The 16,902-nt window shown below is 69.2% G+C and carries 12 protein-coding genes; 4 read left to right on the forward strand and 8 right to left on the reverse strand.

Going from position 1 to position 16,902, the window contains the following annotated elements:
- Positions 1-16: 16 nt before the first annotated feature.
- A complete protein-coding gene (locus EOINJALH_RS25420) occupies positions 17-595 on the reverse strand; it encodes a YqgE/AlgH family protein (RefSeq protein WP_088285436.1) in 579 nt (192 codons plus the stop codon).
- Between the two features lie 34 nt (positions 596-629).
- Here EOINJALH_RS25420 and EOINJALH_RS25425 point away from each other — a divergent pair, with 34 nt between their 5' ends.
- The gene (locus tag EOINJALH_RS25425; RefSeq protein ID WP_088285438.1) at positions 630-2,099 is read left to right on the forward strand and encodes a deoxyribodipyrimidine photo-lyase; all 1,470 of its coding nucleotides are present in this window, start codon (positions 630-632) and stop codon (positions 2,097-2,099) included.
- Positions 2,100-2,134: 35 nt separating this feature from the next.
- Here EOINJALH_RS25425 and EOINJALH_RS25430 read toward each other — a convergent pair whose 3' ends face one another.
- The 7 genes from EOINJALH_RS25430 to EOINJALH_RS25460 form a co-directional block, all read right to left on the reverse strand.
- Positions 2,135-3,160, reverse strand: a complete 1,026-nt coding sequence (locus EOINJALH_RS25430; RefSeq protein ID WP_088285440.1) for a GGDEF domain-containing protein — start codon at positions 3,158-3,160, stop codon at positions 2,135-2,137.
- Positions 3,161-3,190: 30 nt separating this feature from the next.
- A complete protein-coding gene (locus tag EOINJALH_RS25435; protein WP_234414033.1) occupies positions 3,191-9,559 on the reverse strand; it encodes an Hpt domain-containing protein in 6,369 nt (2,122 codons plus the stop codon).
- Between the two features lie 19 nt (positions 9,560-9,578).
- Complete coding sequence (locus EOINJALH_RS25440) at positions 9,579-11,912, reverse strand: methyl-accepting chemotaxis protein (protein WP_088285442.1); 2,334 nt, start codon at positions 11,910-11,912, stop codon at positions 9,579-9,581.
- A gap of 63 nt (positions 11,913-11,975) precedes the next feature.
- Entirely contained in the window at positions 11,976-12,449 is a 474-nt protein-coding gene (locus EOINJALH_RS25445) for a chemotaxis protein CheW (RefSeq protein ID WP_404872798.1), read from the reverse strand.
- Positions 12,450-12,518: 69 nt separating this feature from the next.
- Positions 12,519-12,884: a PleD family two-component system response regulator gene (locus tag EOINJALH_RS25450; RefSeq protein WP_088285446.1), complete on the reverse strand. Its 366-nt coding sequence runs from the start codon at positions 12,882-12,884 to the stop codon at positions 12,519-12,521.
- A 40-nt stretch (positions 12,885-12,924) separates the two neighbouring features.
- Positions 12,925-13,332, reverse strand: coding sequence for a PleD family two-component system response regulator (locus EOINJALH_RS25455; protein ID WP_088285498.1), 408 nt, complete (start codon positions 13,330-13,332; stop codon positions 12,925-12,927).
- Between the two features lie 90 nt (positions 13,333-13,422).
- Complete coding sequence (locus EOINJALH_RS25460) at positions 13,423-13,575, reverse strand: rubredoxin (RefSeq protein ID WP_088285500.1); 153 nt, start codon at positions 13,573-13,575, stop codon at positions 13,423-13,425.
- Between the two features lie 178 nt (positions 13,576-13,753).
- Here EOINJALH_RS25460 and EOINJALH_RS25465 point away from each other — a divergent pair, with 178 nt between their 5' ends.
- Genes EOINJALH_RS25465 through EOINJALH_RS25475 form a run of 3 tightly spaced genes read left to right on the forward strand, consistent with a single transcriptional unit; the run spans position 13,754 to position 16,847 of the window.
- Positions 13,754-14,719 (forward strand): bifunctional hydroxymethylpyrimidine kinase/phosphomethylpyrimidine kinase, encoded by a 966-nt coding sequence (locus EOINJALH_RS25465; protein ID WP_088285448.1) that lies wholly within the window; start codon positions 13,754-13,756, stop codon positions 14,717-14,719.
- Complete coding sequence (hemL, locus tag EOINJALH_RS25470; RefSeq protein WP_088285450.1) at positions 14,709-15,998, forward strand: glutamate-1-semialdehyde 2,1-aminomutase; 1,290 nt, start codon at positions 14,709-14,711, stop codon at positions 15,996-15,998. Before EOINJALH_RS25465 ends, hemL begins: the two co-directional genes overlap by 11 nt.
- Before the next feature lie 15 nt (positions 15,999-16,013).
- The gene (locus tag EOINJALH_RS25475; protein ID WP_088285452.1) at positions 16,014-16,847 is read left to right on the forward strand and encodes a D-hexose-6-phosphate mutarotase; all 834 of its coding nucleotides are present in this window, start codon (positions 16,014-16,016) and stop codon (positions 16,845-16,847) included.
- Positions 16,848-16,902 lie beyond the last annotated feature (55 nt).

The raw sequence follows: 16,902 nt of genomic DNA on the forward strand, positions 1-16,902 counted from the left end.
GGGTGGCCTCAGGCCGTCACGCGTGCCCGGCCTCTTGGCTGAGCATGCGCGGGTCGATGCCCAGCAGCGACAGCGCACGGTCGTAGCGCTCGCCGACCGGAGTGTCGAAGATGACCTCGGGCGCGGCATCGACGTTGAGCCAGCCGTTGCGGCCGATCTCGTCCTCGAGCTGGCCGGCCCCCCAGCCGCTGTAGCCCAGCGTGACGAGCAGGCGCTTCGGGCCGGCACCATGCGACAGCGCCTCGAGCACGTCCTTGCTGGTGGTCATCGCCAGGCCGCCCGGGATCGACAGCGTGGAGCTGTACGGGCTGTCGTCGTCACCCAGCTTGTCGTGCAGCACGAAGCCGCGTTCGGTCTGCACCGGGCCGCCGAAGAAGACGGGCTGCTCGCCGAGTTCGGTGGAGTCCAGGCTCAGCTCGACCTTCTCGAACAGGTTCTTCAGCTTGATGTCGATGGGCTTGTTGATCACCAGGCCGAGCGCGCCCTTCTCGGTGTGCTCGCACAGGTAGACCACCGACCCGGCAAAGGTGTCGTCCGCCATGCCGGGCATGGCAATGAGGAACTGGTTGGTCAGGTTGATGCGGGCCGCGGACATGCGCCGATTCTAATGATCCGCGACACTCGGGTCCGTGGAGAAGTCCGTCGATCGAGCGCTGGTCTGGTTCCGCCGCGATTTGCGGGCGGATGACCATGCGGCGCTCTACCACGCCCTGAAGGCCGCGCGGCACGTGTGGTGCGCCTTCGTGTTCGACCGCGACATCCTCGATCCGCTGCCCCGCGCCGACCGCCGGGTGGAGTTCATCCGCGACAGCCTGGTCGACCTCGACCAGCAGCTGCAGAGCCTGGGTCTGTCGCACGGCGTGGCCGGCACGGGGCTGCTGGTGCGCCACGGGCACGCGGTCGAGGCACTGCCCGCGCTGGCCCGTGAACTGGGCGTGCAGGCCCTGTACACCAACCACGACGACGAGCCGGCCGCCCTGGCGCGCGACGCCCGCGTGCGCGGCGCCCTGGCCGATGCCGGCATCGTGCTGCACACCGCCAAGGACCACGTGGTGTTCGAGCGCAGCGAGGTGCTCACCGCCACCGGCAGCCCCTACAGCGTGTTCACGCCCTACAAGAACGCCTGGCTGAAGAAGCTCGAGCCGTTCTTCCTGCGCGCCTACCCGGTGGCCCGACACGCGGGCGGGCTGGCGGCGCGGCCCGAGCCGGCGTCGGTGCCCACGCTGGCCGAGATCGGCTTCGAGCGCACCAACCTGCACGCGCTGAAGCTGCCCACCGGCACCAGCGGCGCCCATGAGCTGCTGGACGACTTCCTCGACCGCATTGACCGTTACCACGAGCAGCGCGACCTGCCCGCGGTGAAGGGGCCGAGCTACCTGTCCACCCACCTGCGCTTCGGCACGGTGTCGATCCGCCGGCTCGCACGCGAGGCCTGGCAGCGCATGCAGGCCGGCTCGCGCGGCGCCGAGGTGTGGTTGTCCGAGCTGATCTGGCGCGACTTCTACCACCAGATCCTGCACCACCATCCGCGCGTCGTGACGCAGGCCTTCCGGCCTGAGTACGACACGATCCGCTGGGACCACGGCAAGCACGCCGACGCGCTGTTCGAGGCCTGGTGCCAGGGCCGCACCGGCTACCCGCTGGTCGACGCCGCGATGCGGCAGATCAACCAGACCGGCTACATGCACAACCGGCTGCGCATGGTGGTGGCCAGCTTCCTGACCAAGGACCTGGGGCTGGACTGGCGGCGCGGCGAGGCCTACTTCGCCCTGCACCTCAACGATTTCGACCTGGCCGCCAACAACGGCGGCTGGCAATGGGCCGCCTCGACCGGCTGCGACGCCCAGCCCTATTTCCGCATCTTCAACCCGGTGAGCCAGAGCGAGAAGTTCGACGCCGGCGGCCGCTTCATCCGCCGCTACCTGCCCGAACTGGCCGCCCTGCCGGACGACCTGCTGCACGCCCCCTGGCTGGCGCGCGAGATCGACCTGGCGGCTGCCGGCATCGTGCTGGGGCGCGACTACCCGCGGCCGATCGTCGACCACGCGCTGGCACGGCAACGCACGCTGGAGCGCTTTGCGGTGGTCAAGCAGAAGTGACCGGCAGGCGCCCGTTGGGCGCCAGGTCACGCGGGTCAGAACAGCTCGACGTCCCCGCTCTTGGACGCGTCGCTGGCCTCGCCACTGGCCAGCAGGTCCGCCAGGTTGCACACCCGGTTGCGACCGTGGGCCTTGACCCAGTAGACCGCCTTGTCGGCGCGCTCGAAGGCGCCGCTGGGCGAATCGCCGGCCAGCACCTCGGTGTAGCCCACCGACACGGTGATGGTGCCCACCTGCGGGAACTTGTAGGCCTGCACGTTGGCGCGCAGCCGCTCGAAGGCCTGCCCGGCGTCCTCGGCCGAACCGCAGCGCATCAGCACGACGAACTCCTCGCCACCGAAACGGTAGAGGCGGTCGTGGAAGCGGAAGCTCGACCGCATCAGCCGCGACAGCAGCAGCAGCACCTCGTCTCCGATGAGGTGGCCGTGCGAGTCGTTGACGGCCTTGAAGTGGTCGATGTCGATGACGCCGATGAAGTGGTGCTGCGGCTGGTGCTCGAGCCGGCGGTCGGCCGCCAGTTGCGCGTCGCGGTGCGCTGCCGCGGAGATCTTGTAGAAGGCCTCGTCGAAGGTCTTGCGGTTCAGCAGGCCGGTGAGGGTGTCGCGCTCGCTGTAGTCGAGCAGGCCCTGGAAGTTGCGGTAGATGCGCAGGATGCTGCCCACCAGGCGCAGATGCTCCGGGTCGATGGCCACCACCGACTCGATCTCGACCACACCGACCACCTCGCGGTCGGTGGCCAGCGGGAACACCGTGACCACGGACTCGCCCAAGGTCACCACCGGACCGTCCTGCGCCAGCGCCGCCATCCGCGTCGGAAAGTCTTCTAGGCGCGGCAGCGATTCGAGCTCGACCCACACCGGGTCGGCCTCTGCCGCCGCGTCGCCGGCGCCCAACCGGGCACGGGTGAGCCAACGTTGCGCGCCCTCGTCGCCGACGCAGCGATGCACCGCCACCCGGCGCGGACGCAGCAGGTCGCGGATGGCGGCGGCCAGCGTGGTGTCCAGCACATCGCGGTCGCGATGCCCGGTCAGCTGGGCCAGGTGGTCAGCCAGCTGGGACATCGGGGCGCTTCTGGCGGACCGGCAACCGGCTCAGGCCGCGGCCACGGCCCGATTGGCATAGCGGGCCACGAGCGCCAGCAGGTCGTCCTCGACGTACGGCTTGCCGAGGTAGTGGCTGACGCCGAGTTCGGCTGCGTAGTCCCGGTGCTTCTGCGCGATGCGCGAGGTGATCATGATGACCGGCAGGCGCGCCAGTCGTGCGTCGGCCCGCATGTTGCGCACCAGGTCGAAGCCGTCCATGCGCGGCATCTCGATGTCGGTGAGCACGACTGCCGGCAGCTCGTCGGCGAGACGCTCGAGGCCATCGAGGCCATCCTTTGCGACCAGCACCCGATAGCCTTCGCGGACGAGCAGGCGCTGCGTCACGCGACGCACGGTGAGCGAATCGTCGACCACCAGCACCAGTGGCGCCTGCGGCACCGCCGGCGCATCGCGCACATCGTGGGCCGCCAGCCGTGCCACACCCAGTGCCGCGAGCGTGTTGCCGCGAGCAGCCTGCCCATACAGTGCAGCCAGAGCCACCGGGTTGTAGATGAGCGTCGGCGCACCCGACGGCAGCAGGGTCAGGCCGGCCAGACCCGGCAGGCGCGACAGTTGCGGGCCCAGGTTCTTGACCACCACTTCCTGGTTGCCCAGCACTTCATCCACGTGCAGGGCGATGCGCTGGGCCGCGCTGCGGATCACGACCACGGCCACGGTGCGGCCGACGGCCGAGCCGAACGGCGTGCCCTGCAGCAAGGACCCCAGCCAGTGGAACGGCAGGTCGGCATCGCCGTGGCGGTAAAGGCCCCGCTCGTACAGGCCGGCCAGTTCGGTCGCCGGCACGCGCCGCACGATCTCCACCAGCGTCGACGGCACCGCCACGGTGAGCTCGGCGCAGCGCATCAGCACCACCTGCGTGACCGCCGTGGTCAGTGGCAACACCAGCCTGAAGCTGGTGCCGCGCCCGATGGCGGTGGAGGTGACGATGCGACCACCCATGGCGTTGACATCGGACCGCACCACGTCCATGCCGACACCGCGACCGGCCAGGCCGGTGACATGGTCGACGGTGCTGAAGCCCGCCTGGAAGATCATGGCGGCGAGGTCAGCCTCGCTGGGCTCGGCATCGGGCGGGATCAGGCCACCGGCCAGCGCCTTGTCACGGATGCGCTGCAGGTCGAGGCCCGCGCCGTCGTCGCGGAAGTCGATGGCGACTTCATTGCCTTCCTGCGCCACCGAAATCGTGACGGTGCCGATGGCGTCCTTGCCGGCTGCGACGCGTTCGGCCGGCGTCTCGATGCCGTGCACCACGCTGTTGCGCAGCAGGTGTTCGAAGGCGCCCGTCATGCGGTCGAGCACGCCACGGTCGATCTCGATGGTGCCGCCCGCGATGTCCAGCCGCACCTGCTTGCCGGTCTCCTTGGCGGCCTGTCGGACCACCCGATAAAGGCGCTCGGACAATCCGTCGAACTCCACCATGCGGGTGCGCAGCAGGTCTTCCTGCAGGTCGCGCGTCAGGCGGGCCTGATGGGCGAGTTCGTCTTCGGTCGACTGCAGCGTGCGCTGCAGGCCGCGCTGCACGGTGGCGACGTCGTTCACCGACTCGGCCATCATGCGGGTGAGTTCCTGGAAGCGCGTGAAGCGGTCCATCTCCAGGGGGTCGAACACCTGCGAGGCGGCACGGGCGGCCTCGAGCCGGGTGTCGATCTGCGTCTCGGCCTGCAGTTCGATGTCGCGCAGCTGGCTGCGCAGCCGCTCGAGGTTCTCTGTGAGATCGCCGAGCGCGACCTTCATCTGGCCCACGTCGGACTCGATGCGGGCCCGCGTGATGCTGACCTCGCCAGCGTGGTTCACGAGGCGGTCGAGCAGCGGCGCGCGCACACGCACCGCTGCGGCCGAGGTGCCGGCCGGTGCGACGCGCGCCTCGCTCGCGGCGGTCGGGCCGGACACCGCGTCTGCGGGTTCGAACTGCGTCCAGTCGATGGCCAGCGATGGCATCGCATGGGCCGGCATCGTCGCGACCGGCTGCGGTCGGCGCTCGGGCGCTGTGGCCGGGACAACGATCGGTGCCTGCGCCAGCGGTGGCTGCGGCAGCGGCTGGTCCGCGAGGACGTCCGCGGGTTCGCCCTGTCGCAGGACGTCGAAGCGCGCTTCCAACACATCGACGTAGGCCACGAGCTTGTCGACATCGGAGGCGCTGGCATCGCCGTCGACGTGCAAGGACTCCACGGCGCTCTCGAGCCGGTGCGCCATCTCGCCCAGGCGCATTGCGCCGGCGAGACGGGCACTGCCCTTCAGCGTGTGCAGCGTGCGCATGCAGGCCGAGGCCAGCGAGTGGTCTTCCGGCCTGACGGCCCATTCGCGCAGGCGCGTCTGCAACTGCGGGATCAGCTCGGAGGCTTCTTCCTCGAAGATCTCGAAGAGTTCGGCATCGATCGCATCGACCGCGTCGATGTCCTCGTCGACGCCGAGCGCGTCTGCGCGGGACGCCGCCGACCGCTGCACTGGCTCGGCCAGGGCCTCGAACGGCATGAGGGCCGGCTGGCCCAGCTGGCCGAACACGTCTTCGACTTCGGAAGAGGCGGTCGATGCCGGCCCCGCATCGGCCGCCGGCATCGGCGCCGCGTCGGCCGGCAGCTCGGGCGCCGCTTCGAAGGACACGGCCTCGGGCTCCGCAGGGGGCGCCACCCATTCCGACACCTCGGGCTGGTCCTGCAGGTCGTCATCGAGGGGCGTCGACACGAATGCCGACAGCGGCTCGGGCGCCGCATGCTCCACATCGAACAGCCGCTGCAGCAGGTCTTCATCGGGAACCCGCAGGAACCCGGCCGCGAACTGGTGCAACAACCGGCGAATCTCTTCGGCCGCCGCGCCAAACAGCTCGGCATCCGCGGCGCGACCATGCTGGCGCCCGTTCGACCGCATCAGCGCGTGCTCGAGCGCGCGGGCCAGCTGAGAAAGGCCACTGAAACCCACCGTGGCCGAACTGCCGGCCAGCGAATGCGCCAGCACGACGGGTGTCTCGCCGGCCGGACGGTACAGCTCATGGGCCCACTCGGCCAGGTCGGTGGACAGGCGACGCGACAGCTCGTCGGCCTCGTTGAGGTAGATGTTGAACAGCGGGATGCTGACCCGCAGGTCACCGATCACCTTGAACTGTTCTTCCTCGTCGGCGGCCAGGAATGCGTCCGAGGCCGCGGGCTCGGCCGGTGACGTCAGATCGTCGACATGCAGATCGGTGACCAACGGATCGGCCACCGGCAGGTCGGAGCCTGGCAGGTCGGCGCCTGGCAGGTCGTCGAGTGCGTGTTCGACGAACGGCGGAGCAGCGGCGTCGCCCACGTCACCCAAGTCGGTGCCCACGGCTGTGTCAGCAACGGCCTCGTCGGGCAGGGCAAGATCGGGCAAGGGCACGGGCTCGGGCGGCGGCACCGCCGGCTCGAGGCCGGCAAACGCCGGGAAGTCGGGCAGCGACGCCAGATCGAGCTCGATCGCTTCTGCGGCCGGGGGGGCAGGCGTTTCAGGCGACTCCAGCGCCTCAAGGTCGAGTTCGATCAGCCCCTCGGGCATGGGCTGCAAGGGCTCGCCACCTGCCGGGGTTTCGGACGACAGGTCGAATGACGGCAACGTCACCCAATCGGCGCCAAGATCGGCAACGATCTCGGGCACCGACAGGTCCAGGTCTGTGGCGCTCGGCAGGTCGGGCACGCGCGACTGCAAGGTCGACACGTCCGGCATGGCGGCCGAGTCGGGCCACGGCGGCGACAGGTCGACGGCCTCTGGTTCGGGTGCGGCCGTGGGTTGCGGCGGCTCGACCTCGGACGCAAAGGCCTCCAGCGGTGCCGGCGCGGGCGCCGGGGCGGTCGGCACGGCAGGGGCGGCGCCGTGGGCCGGTGCCGCGCTGGCCAGGGGCACCCAATGCCCCTCGAGCCGCAGGGCATCGGCCGATTGAACGATGGGCGCGGACCCGAACCCCGTGACGTCGCCGGCTTCGATCGCATCGACCCAGTGCTCGAAGTGGTCCAGCACCTCATGGCTGAAGCCGCGGAAGTCACCATCGGCCGACCGGGAATCGGCCAACCGGGCGTTGTAGAGTTGCTCGCAGGCCCATGCGGCATCGCCCAGGTCGCCCAGACCGACCATTCGGGCGCTGCCCTTGAGCGTGTGGAACGCTCGACGCACGACCGTCATCGCAGGCAGGTCGTCGGGACGCTCGCGCAGGTCTGCCAGGCCCTGCCTGGCGGTGGCCACCACCTCGCGGGCCTCCTCCAGGAAGATCTCGCGCATTTCGGCATCGTCTTCGAGGCCGGTCTGACCGGGCGCCGCGGGCGGGCCCGGCGGCGGGATCGGGCGCGAGGGCTCCAGCGCTTCCGGCAGGGTTCCTTCCTGAGTGGACACGAACTCACTGATCGACTCGGCCAGATCGCGACGGGCCTGGTCGAAGTCGCCAGGCTGCGTGGCGCGCGCCAGGCTCGACTGGGCGCGGCTGACCACCTCGGCCAGCCCCGCCTGATCGGCCGCGCGGGCTTGCTGCGACAGGCGCTCGAGATCGCGCCCGAGGGCCGTTGGATCCGCCTGCGGCTGAGTCGCGGCCAGCGCGAGTGTTTGCGCCTGCTCCACCAGCGCCGGTTGCTCATTGGCCAGCGCGTCGAGGGTGCTGAATCCGCTCGGCCTTTCGGCTCGACCCATCGTGGCCTGCAACTGCCCGGTGGCCGCGTCGAAACGGAACAGCGACTTGGCCATCTGCGGCTGGACGCTGACCATGTCGATCAGGAAGCTCAGTGCGCCCAGGTTGTCGGCCAGGCGGTCGAATGTGCCGGTCTGCGCGGCGCGTTCAGGATCGACTTCGGTGCTGGCCAGGGCGTCGACGTCGTCGCGCATGCGCAGCACGGCCTGCGAGGCCTGATCCATGTCGAGCAGCGACAGCACGCCACGCATCGACGACAACTGGCTGGGCACGGGGATCAACACGTCGCGCTGCGCCGGATTGCGGAAGTACTGGTCGATCTGCTTTTCGACCTCGGACAAGGCGGCGCGCAACTCCTGCACCACGTTGCCGATGGTCTGCCGGTCGGAGACTCGGCGGTACAGGTCTTCCATCCAGGCCTCGAGAGGGCCGGTGGGGTGGCCCTGGCGCACCTCATCGAGTCGATCGGCCAGGCTGCGCACGCGAGCAGGCATCTCGGCGTGGTCGAACTCGGCATCCTCCAACGAGGCGTCGAGGTACAGCAGGGCCGTGGCCACTTCCATGGCCAGGGGCGCCGACGGCTCGGCACCCAACATCTGGCATTGCTGCGCCACCGACTGCAGCGATTGAGCCAGTTCGACGCCGTTCGGATACAGGCGGTTCAGCGAATCGCCGACCAGCGAGAACGGCTCCGTCAGGCCAGACAGCCGGGCCAGTTCTCCGGCGGCCACGGCCGACCAGACTTCCTTGGCCGCGGTGACACGCTTGCGAGCCTGCGCCACGAGCGCTGGATCGAATCGGCCCAGAGAAGACGACTCGTAATCGACAGCGACCTCGGCGTCGAGACCGTAGGCGCGGCGCGCGGCCGACAGCCGCGGCCCTGCCGCATGTTGAGCGCTGGGCGTGGCCTGCGCGCAGAAAAACAGCAGATCCTGCGCCAGGCGATCCGACGCCTGGCCCTCGGGGCCTGCCCTCAGTTGGGCCAGCAGACGCGACGCGGCCCGCTTGGCATGCACGTCGAACGCCAGCAAGCCGTCGGACAGGGCTTCGAGAAAACCCGCCGCCAATTGCCAGATGGCCGCCAGGTTGCCATGGCTGCCGGCGGCAAGCCCCGCACACAGCGCACCCAGGCGAGCGGCCGCACCGGGCCGCGATCGCATGAGGCCGAGCATCTCGGCCTCGAACAATCCGACGGCCGTGGCATCGGCGGCCCGCGGTGGCTCGAGACCGTCGGCGGGCACCGAACGCCACTCCCATTCACGGCCCCACAGATCGGCCGGATGCGCGCGCGGCGCTCCCGCCAGTTCCTGCAGCGCCCGGTACTGCGGGAACAGCGACAGCGGCGACACCGGTTTGCCCGACAGCTTGCGCGACAGATAGTCGAGCAAGGCGAACGAACCATGCTCGATGGTGTGCACCGCTGCGGCAGTGATGAGCCCAGGCCTCGCGGACATGCGCTGAACGGCTGCCTCGGACGCGCGCAACGGCTGCGCCGCCACGCCCAGGCCGACCAGTTCGAGCGCGCCCACGCTTTGATGGAAATGCGCACGGGCCTGCCGCAGCACCGAGGGATCGACGCTCGCCAGGTCGGAATCGCCCGACGCCTCGGCCTCCTTCAGGCAGCGGCGCAACGCCTTGTGCGCCGCGTCGAGCGAGCGGTGCACCTCGTCGGCCACCCAGGACAGGGCGCTGAGGTCGTCGGTGGTACCGCTCTCTGGCATGGAGACCATGGGTGTGTCGCCTGCCGGGTCAGCTGATCTTGAACCGGGAGACCGACTGCTTCAGGTCCTCGGCAGAACGGGACAGCTCGCGCACCATCTGGGCAGTGGACCGCGTGCCCTCGCCGGCCTGCTCGGTGACGGCGAAGATGTGCTGGATGTTGCTGGCCACCACGTTGGCGGATTCGGCTTCCTGCAGCGCCTGTCGGGAGATGCTCTCGATCAGTTCGGCCAGCTGGCGCGTCACGCGGTCGATGTCACCGAGCGCCGAGCCCGCGGCGTCGGACAGCCTGGCGCCGTCGACCACGCCCTGAGTCGACCGGGCCATCGCGGACACGGCGTCCTGGGTGTCGGTCTGAATGGTCTTGACCAGCGCCGAGATCTGGCGCGTGGCGTCGGCGGACCGCTCGGCCAGCCGCTGCACCTCCTCGGCCACGACCGAGAAGCCGCGCCCCGCTTCACCGGCCGAGGCGGCCTGGATGGCGGCGTTCAGCGCCAGAACGTTGGTCTGTTCGGTGATGTCCGAGATCAGTTCGGTGATCTCGCCGATCTCCTGGGACGACTCGCCGAGCCGCTTGATGCGCTTGGAGGTTTCCTGGATCTGGTCGCGGATGGAGTTCATGCCGCCGATGGAGTTCTGCACCGCGGTCAGGCCTGATTCGGCGGCCTGCAGCGATTGGCGGGCCACCTGGGCCGACTGCTGGGCCTGGGCCGACACCTCGTTGATTCGGGTGGCCATCTGCAGCACCGATTCGCCGGTTTCGCGGATCTCGCGCAGTTGCTCGTCGGACGCCGCCAGCAACTCGGTCGACGTGTTCTCGACCTGCTGCGTGGTGTCGGTCACCCGACCCACCGTGGCCTGCACCTGCGACACCAGGGTGCGCAGTTCTTCCACCGTGTAGTTCACCGAATCGGCGATGGCGCCGGTGATGTCCTCGGTGACCGTGGCCTGCTGCGTCAGGTCGCCCTCGGCCACCAGCTGCAGCTCGTTCATCAGCCGGAGAATGGCCGCCTGGTTCGCGTCGTTGACACGCTTGGCCTCCAGTTCCTGGCGCTCGGCTTCCAGCCGCTGCGATTCGGCGAGCATGGCGCGCTGCGACTGGTCGCTCACATACAGGCGCAGGAAGCCCCAGCCGCCCGCGATCATCATGGCAACGGCCACCAGCATGCCGATCAGGTGCAGCACGCTGAAGCCGCCGATGCGGGCGAGCTGCTCCTGCACGCCCTCGAGGCCCTTGCGCAGCGGCTCGCTGTCGCGAAGCACCACCACCTGGGCCTCGCGGGCGGTGACCAGACCCTGCAGGTTGCCGAGGATGGCGCTGGCCTGCGTGCGGGTCTGCTCGTACTGCTTGATCAACTGCTGCAGACGCTCTTTGGTCTGCGGATCGCGCGTACCGGGCAGGCGCAGGTCGGCATTGCCATTGGTCACGCCTTCGGCGATCTCGCGGAAGGCGTTGAGGTCCTTGCCGAGCAGGAACACGGCCTCGGGGCTGACGCCTTCCATCGTGAGGAACTCGTTCGCGCTCTTGCCGATGCGCTGCGTCAACATCACCAACTGGCCCACCGCCGACAACTCGGCGGCGCCGGCGCCCTGCTGCAGCTTCAGCGAACTGACGGTTTCAGCCGTCTCGAGCAGGTCGGAGGACTGCCGATTGATGGCCCGCAGTGCCTCGCCGACCTGGGTGAGGGTCTTTTGTTGGGCCAGCACCTGTCCGGCGCTCTTCTCGGCGCGCTCGACCAGCAGCATCATCGGGTCCATCGACTCCTGGACGGAGCCAGGCACGGCCGCCACGTCGGCGTCGCCGTTCTTCAGCGCCCGCACGTTGCGGCCGAGCACCTCCACCGACTCCTTGACCTCGGGAAACGACTGCACCGCACCCACCAGCGCCTGCGACACGGCCTTGGCCAGCCGCTGCGACTGCATCAAGGCCTGGCCCGTGGCCGCCACCTGGGCCGAATTGCGGCTGGCCGCATTGAGGGCCAGCACCAATGACAGCACCAGCAGCAGCAGACCGCCGACCAGCAGGCCGCCCAGGATGCGCTGCTGCTCGGCCGCCGGACGATTGCCGATGAAGGGCAGCACCACACCCTCTGGCGCGGCATCCGACGGGGCCGCAGCCAAACGCGATTCGACGAAGTCCTGCGCCATCTCGGACGGTGCCGCCTCGGAAATGATCGACGAATCGGCCATCGTGGGAGACCCGTCGAGGTTCTGGGTGGCCACGCCCTCGTTGTGCAACGAAGCCTTGCCTGCGGCCAGATCACCTTCGACTTCGGCCTCCACCTCGTCGAAGCCCATGGGCCGATCGGGGCTGTCGCCGTCCTTGCCTCGGCCTTTGTTCTTCAATCTGTCCAGCAAGCCCATGGCTACCCCTCTTCATTCTGATGCCGGCCACCCGTTGACCCGGCACCGATCCCGCCAGCAACGTCAGCCGGCGATCCCCAGAAACATGTCGTGCGTCGCCAGTTCGTTCAAGGCGATCTCTTGCCACGGTCGGCCCGCGGCGTCGGTCCAGCGCGCGACGGCGAAGGCCGGACGTTGCGTGTCGTCGGGGGCCTCGCGCCGAAGGTCAGCGGCATGGCGCAGGCCTTCGAGCCTGTCGACCAACAGGGCGCAGTTCAGCCCCAGGCTGGCGTTGAAGGCGACAAAGTGGGCGTGCTCCGGCAGGGGCCCGCTGCGCGCCGCGCGCAAGCCGAGGAACCCGGCCAGGTCGACCACCGTGTGCAGACCGCCCCGCAAATTGGCCACGCCAGCCAGCCAGGGCTGGGTGTGGGGCACTGGCAGCAACCCCTGCGCATCGAAAATCTCACCGGCCTGGCGCAGGGGAAACAGCACGCCCATGCCGGCACAGTCGACGGCCAGCCAGGATTGCCCTGGTGTCTCGGTGCGCACGGCGAGCATGCGCTCGGCTAGCCGGTTCTGCAGGTCTCGCAGCGCTTCCTTGTTGGCCATGGGCGGTGGTGCGCGCGATCAGTCGAACTGCCTGATCTTGGCGATCAGTTCGTCCGGCTGGACCGGCTTCACGATGTAGTCCTTCGCCCCCTGGCGCATGCCCCAGACGCGGTCGGTCTCCTGATTCTTGCTGGTGCACATGATCACCGGCACGGTGGAGAACCGCGGGTCGCGGGTGATGCTGCGCGTCAGCTGGAAGCCGTTCTGCCCGGGCATGACCACGTCCATCAGGATCAGGTCGGGTCGCTCGTCGTTGAGGCGCTGCATGGCCTCTTCGCCACTGGCAGCCGTGCGCACGGAATAGCCGCGCTTGGTCAGCAGGTCCGACAGGTAGTGCAGCTCGGTCCTCGAATCGTCGACCAGCAGGATCTTGCTGATGGGCATGTTCAGTCTCCCTCGGTCGCCAGGATGGTCCGGCGGCCGTTCAAGGCAGGTCGGCCGGTTGCTCGGCCGGCAAGGCCACCACAGGCCCGAACTGCTGGACGGCGCGAAGCAACTGGTCCTTCGTGAACGGCTTGGTCAGGTACTCCTCCGACCCCACCATGCGGCCCCGCGCCTTGTCGAACAGCCCGTCCTTGGAGGACAGCATGATCACCGGCACGTGGGCGAATCTGGGATTGCGCTTGATGATGGCGCAGGTCTGGTAGCCATCGAGGCGAGGCATCAGGATGTCGCAGAAGATCAACTGGGGCGAATGGTCGTTGACCTTGGCCAGCGCATCGAAGCCGTCTTCGGCCAGCACGACGTCGTGCCCGCCCTGGCGCAGGAAGATCTCGGCGCTGCGCCGGATCGTGTTGCTGTCGTCGATCACCAGCACCTTGGTGGCTGGCACCGCCGAAGCCTCGGGTAGGGCATGTTCCAACTCAACGACTCCCGCGCGTGGTGGGCGATGGCCTGGCTGGCGTGCGCAGCATCTGCACGCTCAGATCTGCACCATCTCGAAATCTTCCTTGCGGGCACCGCATTCTGGGCATGTCCAGTTCAATGGAACATCGGCCCAGGCCGTGCCTGGTGGAATGTCATGCTCGGGGTCACCCGCCACCTCGTCGTAGATCCAGCCGCAGATGAGGCACATCCAGGTGCGCGATTCGGTCACGATATCGGGTCGGGTCACTACAATGAAGCAACGATTGTAGCCACGCGGATCCGGCAAAAGACAAGGGCCCGTAGGCACATGCGCAACATTCTTCATATCTTTCTGGAAGTCTGCAGCCCCTCCGCGCGGCCCTCCGGATCGACTTTCCCGGATCACCATGAACCCTGACATCAATGCCGGCGACGCCCCCGTCGAGGCACCGCTGGAGCCCCCGCCGCCCGCGTGCGTGATGAGTTTCAATGCCGCCGACCCGAGCGGCGCCACCGGCCTGGCCGGTGACGTGGCCACGCTGGCCGCCATGGGCGCGCACGCCCTGCCGGTGACCACCTGCATCCTGCTGCGCGACAGTGCCGAGATCTTCGACCAGCACGCCCTCGAAGCCGAGGTGGTGGCCGAGCAGGCGCGCACGGTGCTGGAAGACATCACCGTGGCCGGCTGGAAGGTCGGCTTCCTGGGCAGCGCCGAAGCCATCAGTGCGGTGGCCGAGATCCTGTCCGACTACCCCGATGTGCCGCTCGTGTCCTACCTGCCCAACCTGGGCTGGCTCGACGACGACGCGGGGCAGAGCTACCACGAGGCCTTCCGCGAACTGATCCTGCCGGCCACCGAGGTGCTGGTGGGCAACCACAAGACGCTGACCGACTTCCTGCTGCCCGACTGGGACAGCGAGCGGCCGCCCTCGGCCCGCGAGCTGGCCGTGGCGGCCGGCGAACACGGCACGCGCTTCGTGCTCGTCACCGGCATCATGCTGGCGGCCAAGGGCACCGAGCAGTTCATCGACAACGTGCTGGCATCGCCGCAAGGCGCCCTCACCGGCGAGAAGTTCGAGATGTTCGAAACCTCGTTCGTCGGTGCCGGAGACACACTCAGCGCCGCGCTGGCTGCGCTGCTGGCCGCCGGCAGCGAGATCCAGGCGGCGGTCGGCGAGGCGCTGGCCTTCATGGATCAGAGCCTGGACGCCGGCTTCCGGCCCGGCATGGGCAACGTCATCCCCGACCGTTTCTTCTGGGCCATGCCGCCCGCAGAAGACGGCGAGGAACCACCCCCCGAGGCCGGCGGCCAACTGCAAGAAACCGCAACTCCCGAATCCAAAGGCAAAGGGGCGCCCCGTCGTGTCCACTAATCAGCAATTGTTCGAACGCGCTCAGCGCGTCATCCCCGGTGGCGTCAATTCGCCAGTGCGTGCCTTTCGTGCGGTTGGCGGCACGCCGCGCTTCATCGCCCGCGCCCAGGGCGCGTACATGTGGGATGCCGAGGGCCAGCGCTACATCGACTACATCGGCTCCTGGGGCCCGATGATCCTGGGCCATGGCCACCCGGCCGTGCTCGAGGCGGTGCAGAAAGCCGCGCTCGACGGGTTCAGCTTCGGTGCCCCCACCGAGCGCGAAGTCGAACTGGCCGAGGCCATCATCGCCCTGGTGCCCAGCGTCGAGCAGGTGCGGCTCGTCAGCAGCGGCACCGAGGCCGGCATGAGCGCCATCCGCCTGGCGCGCGGTGCCACGGGCCGCAGCAAGATCATCAAGTTCGAGGGCTGCTACCACGGGCATGCCGATGCGCTGCTGGTCAAGGCCGGATCGGGCCTGGCCACCTTCGGCCATCCCACCAGCGCCGGCGTGCCGGCCGAGGTGGTGCAGCACACGCTGGTGCTGGAGTACAACAACCTCGCGCAGATCGAGGAAGCCTTCGCCACCCAGGGCCACGAGATCGCCTGCGTGATGATCGAGCCGATCGCCGGCAACATGAACTTCGTCCGTGCGCAGGTGCCTTTCGTCCAGCGCATCCGCGAGCTGTGCACCCAGTACGGCGCGCTGTTCGTGTTCGACGAGGTGATGACGGGCTTCCGCGTGGCGCTGGGCGGCGCGCAAAGCGTCTACGCCAAGGCCATCCCCGGCTTCCGGCCCGACATCAGCGTGTTCGGCAAGGTCATCGGTGGCGGCATGCCGCTGGCGGCCTTCGGCACCACGCGCGACATCATGAAGCAGCTGGCGCCGCTCGGCCCCGTCTACCAGGCCGGCACGCTCAGCGGCAACCCGGTGGCCACCGCCTGCGGGCTGGCCACGCTGCACGAGATCGCCAAGCCAGGCTTCTACGAGGCGCTGGCCGCGAAGACGCAGACATTGGTGGCCGGGCTCACCGCGGCCGCCAGGGAGGCCGGCGTGCCCTTCGTCGGCGACAGCGAGGGCGGCATGTTCGGGTTCTTCTTCGCCTCCGAACTGCCGCAGAACTACAACGTCGTGATGGCCACCGACAAGGAGCGCTTCAACCGCTTCTTCCATGGCATGCTCGACCGCGGCGTGTACCTGGCACCGGCGTTGTACGAGGCGGGCTTCGTGAGCGCGGCCCACACCGCCGACGACATCGCCGCCACGGTGGACGCGGCCCGAGGCGCACTGCGCGCCTGACGAGCGGAGCCCGCGATGATCAAGCCCACGCAGGCGCTGGGCCAGCCGGCGATGTGGCTGCGCGCGCCCGATGGCGCGCAGGCCACCGTGCTGCTGCACGGTGCGCACCTCGTGTCATGGATCCCGGCGGGCGACCAGGAGCGGCTGTACCTGTCGCCGCATGCGGTGGCCGGTGGCTCGCACGCGGTGCGTGGCGGCATCCCGGTGATCTTCCCGCAGTTCGGGCAACGCGGCCCGCTGCCCCGCCACGGCCTGGCCCGCAACCGGCCCTGGCAGTGGGTGGAAGGCGCCGAGCGCAGCGGCGTGGCCATCGGCGTGTTGCGGCTGACCGATGACGACGCCACCCGCGCGATCTGGCCGCATGCCTTCGAGGCCGAGCTCAGCTTCAGCCTGGCCGGCCTGCAGCTCGACGTGGAACTGGCCATCACCAACACCGGGGAGGCACCCTTCGACTTCACCGCCGCCCTGCACACCTACCTGTTGGTGGACGACGTGCGCCGGGCGCGCCTGGGCGGCCTCTACGGCGTGCGCTATGTCGACAGCCTGACCGGAAAGTCCCAGCACCAGGAGATGGACCCGTTCAGCTTCGCCGGCGAGATCGACCGCATCTACTTCGATGCCACCGAATCGCAGACGCTCAGCACCGCGATGGGCCGCATGACGATCCGCCGCGAAGGCTTCGACGACGTGGTGGTGTGGAACCCCGGGCCCGACAAGGCTGCCGCCATGACAGACATGCCCTCCGACGACTGGTTGCGGATGCTCTGCGTCGAGGCCGCCGCCATCGGCGCGCCCGTCACGCTGGCGCCGGGCCAGCAATGGGTGGCGCGGCAGGGTTTCGAGGCCTGACGGCGCCGTCCGGCGACCGACCCGATCCGCCCTCACGCGGCTGGCGGCCCCCGGC

Origin of the sequence: Ideonella sp. A 288, from assembly GCF_002198735.1 — a bacterium.
GTDB lineage: Bacteria > Pseudomonadota > Gammaproteobacteria > Burkholderiales > Burkholderiaceae_C > Pseudaquabacterium.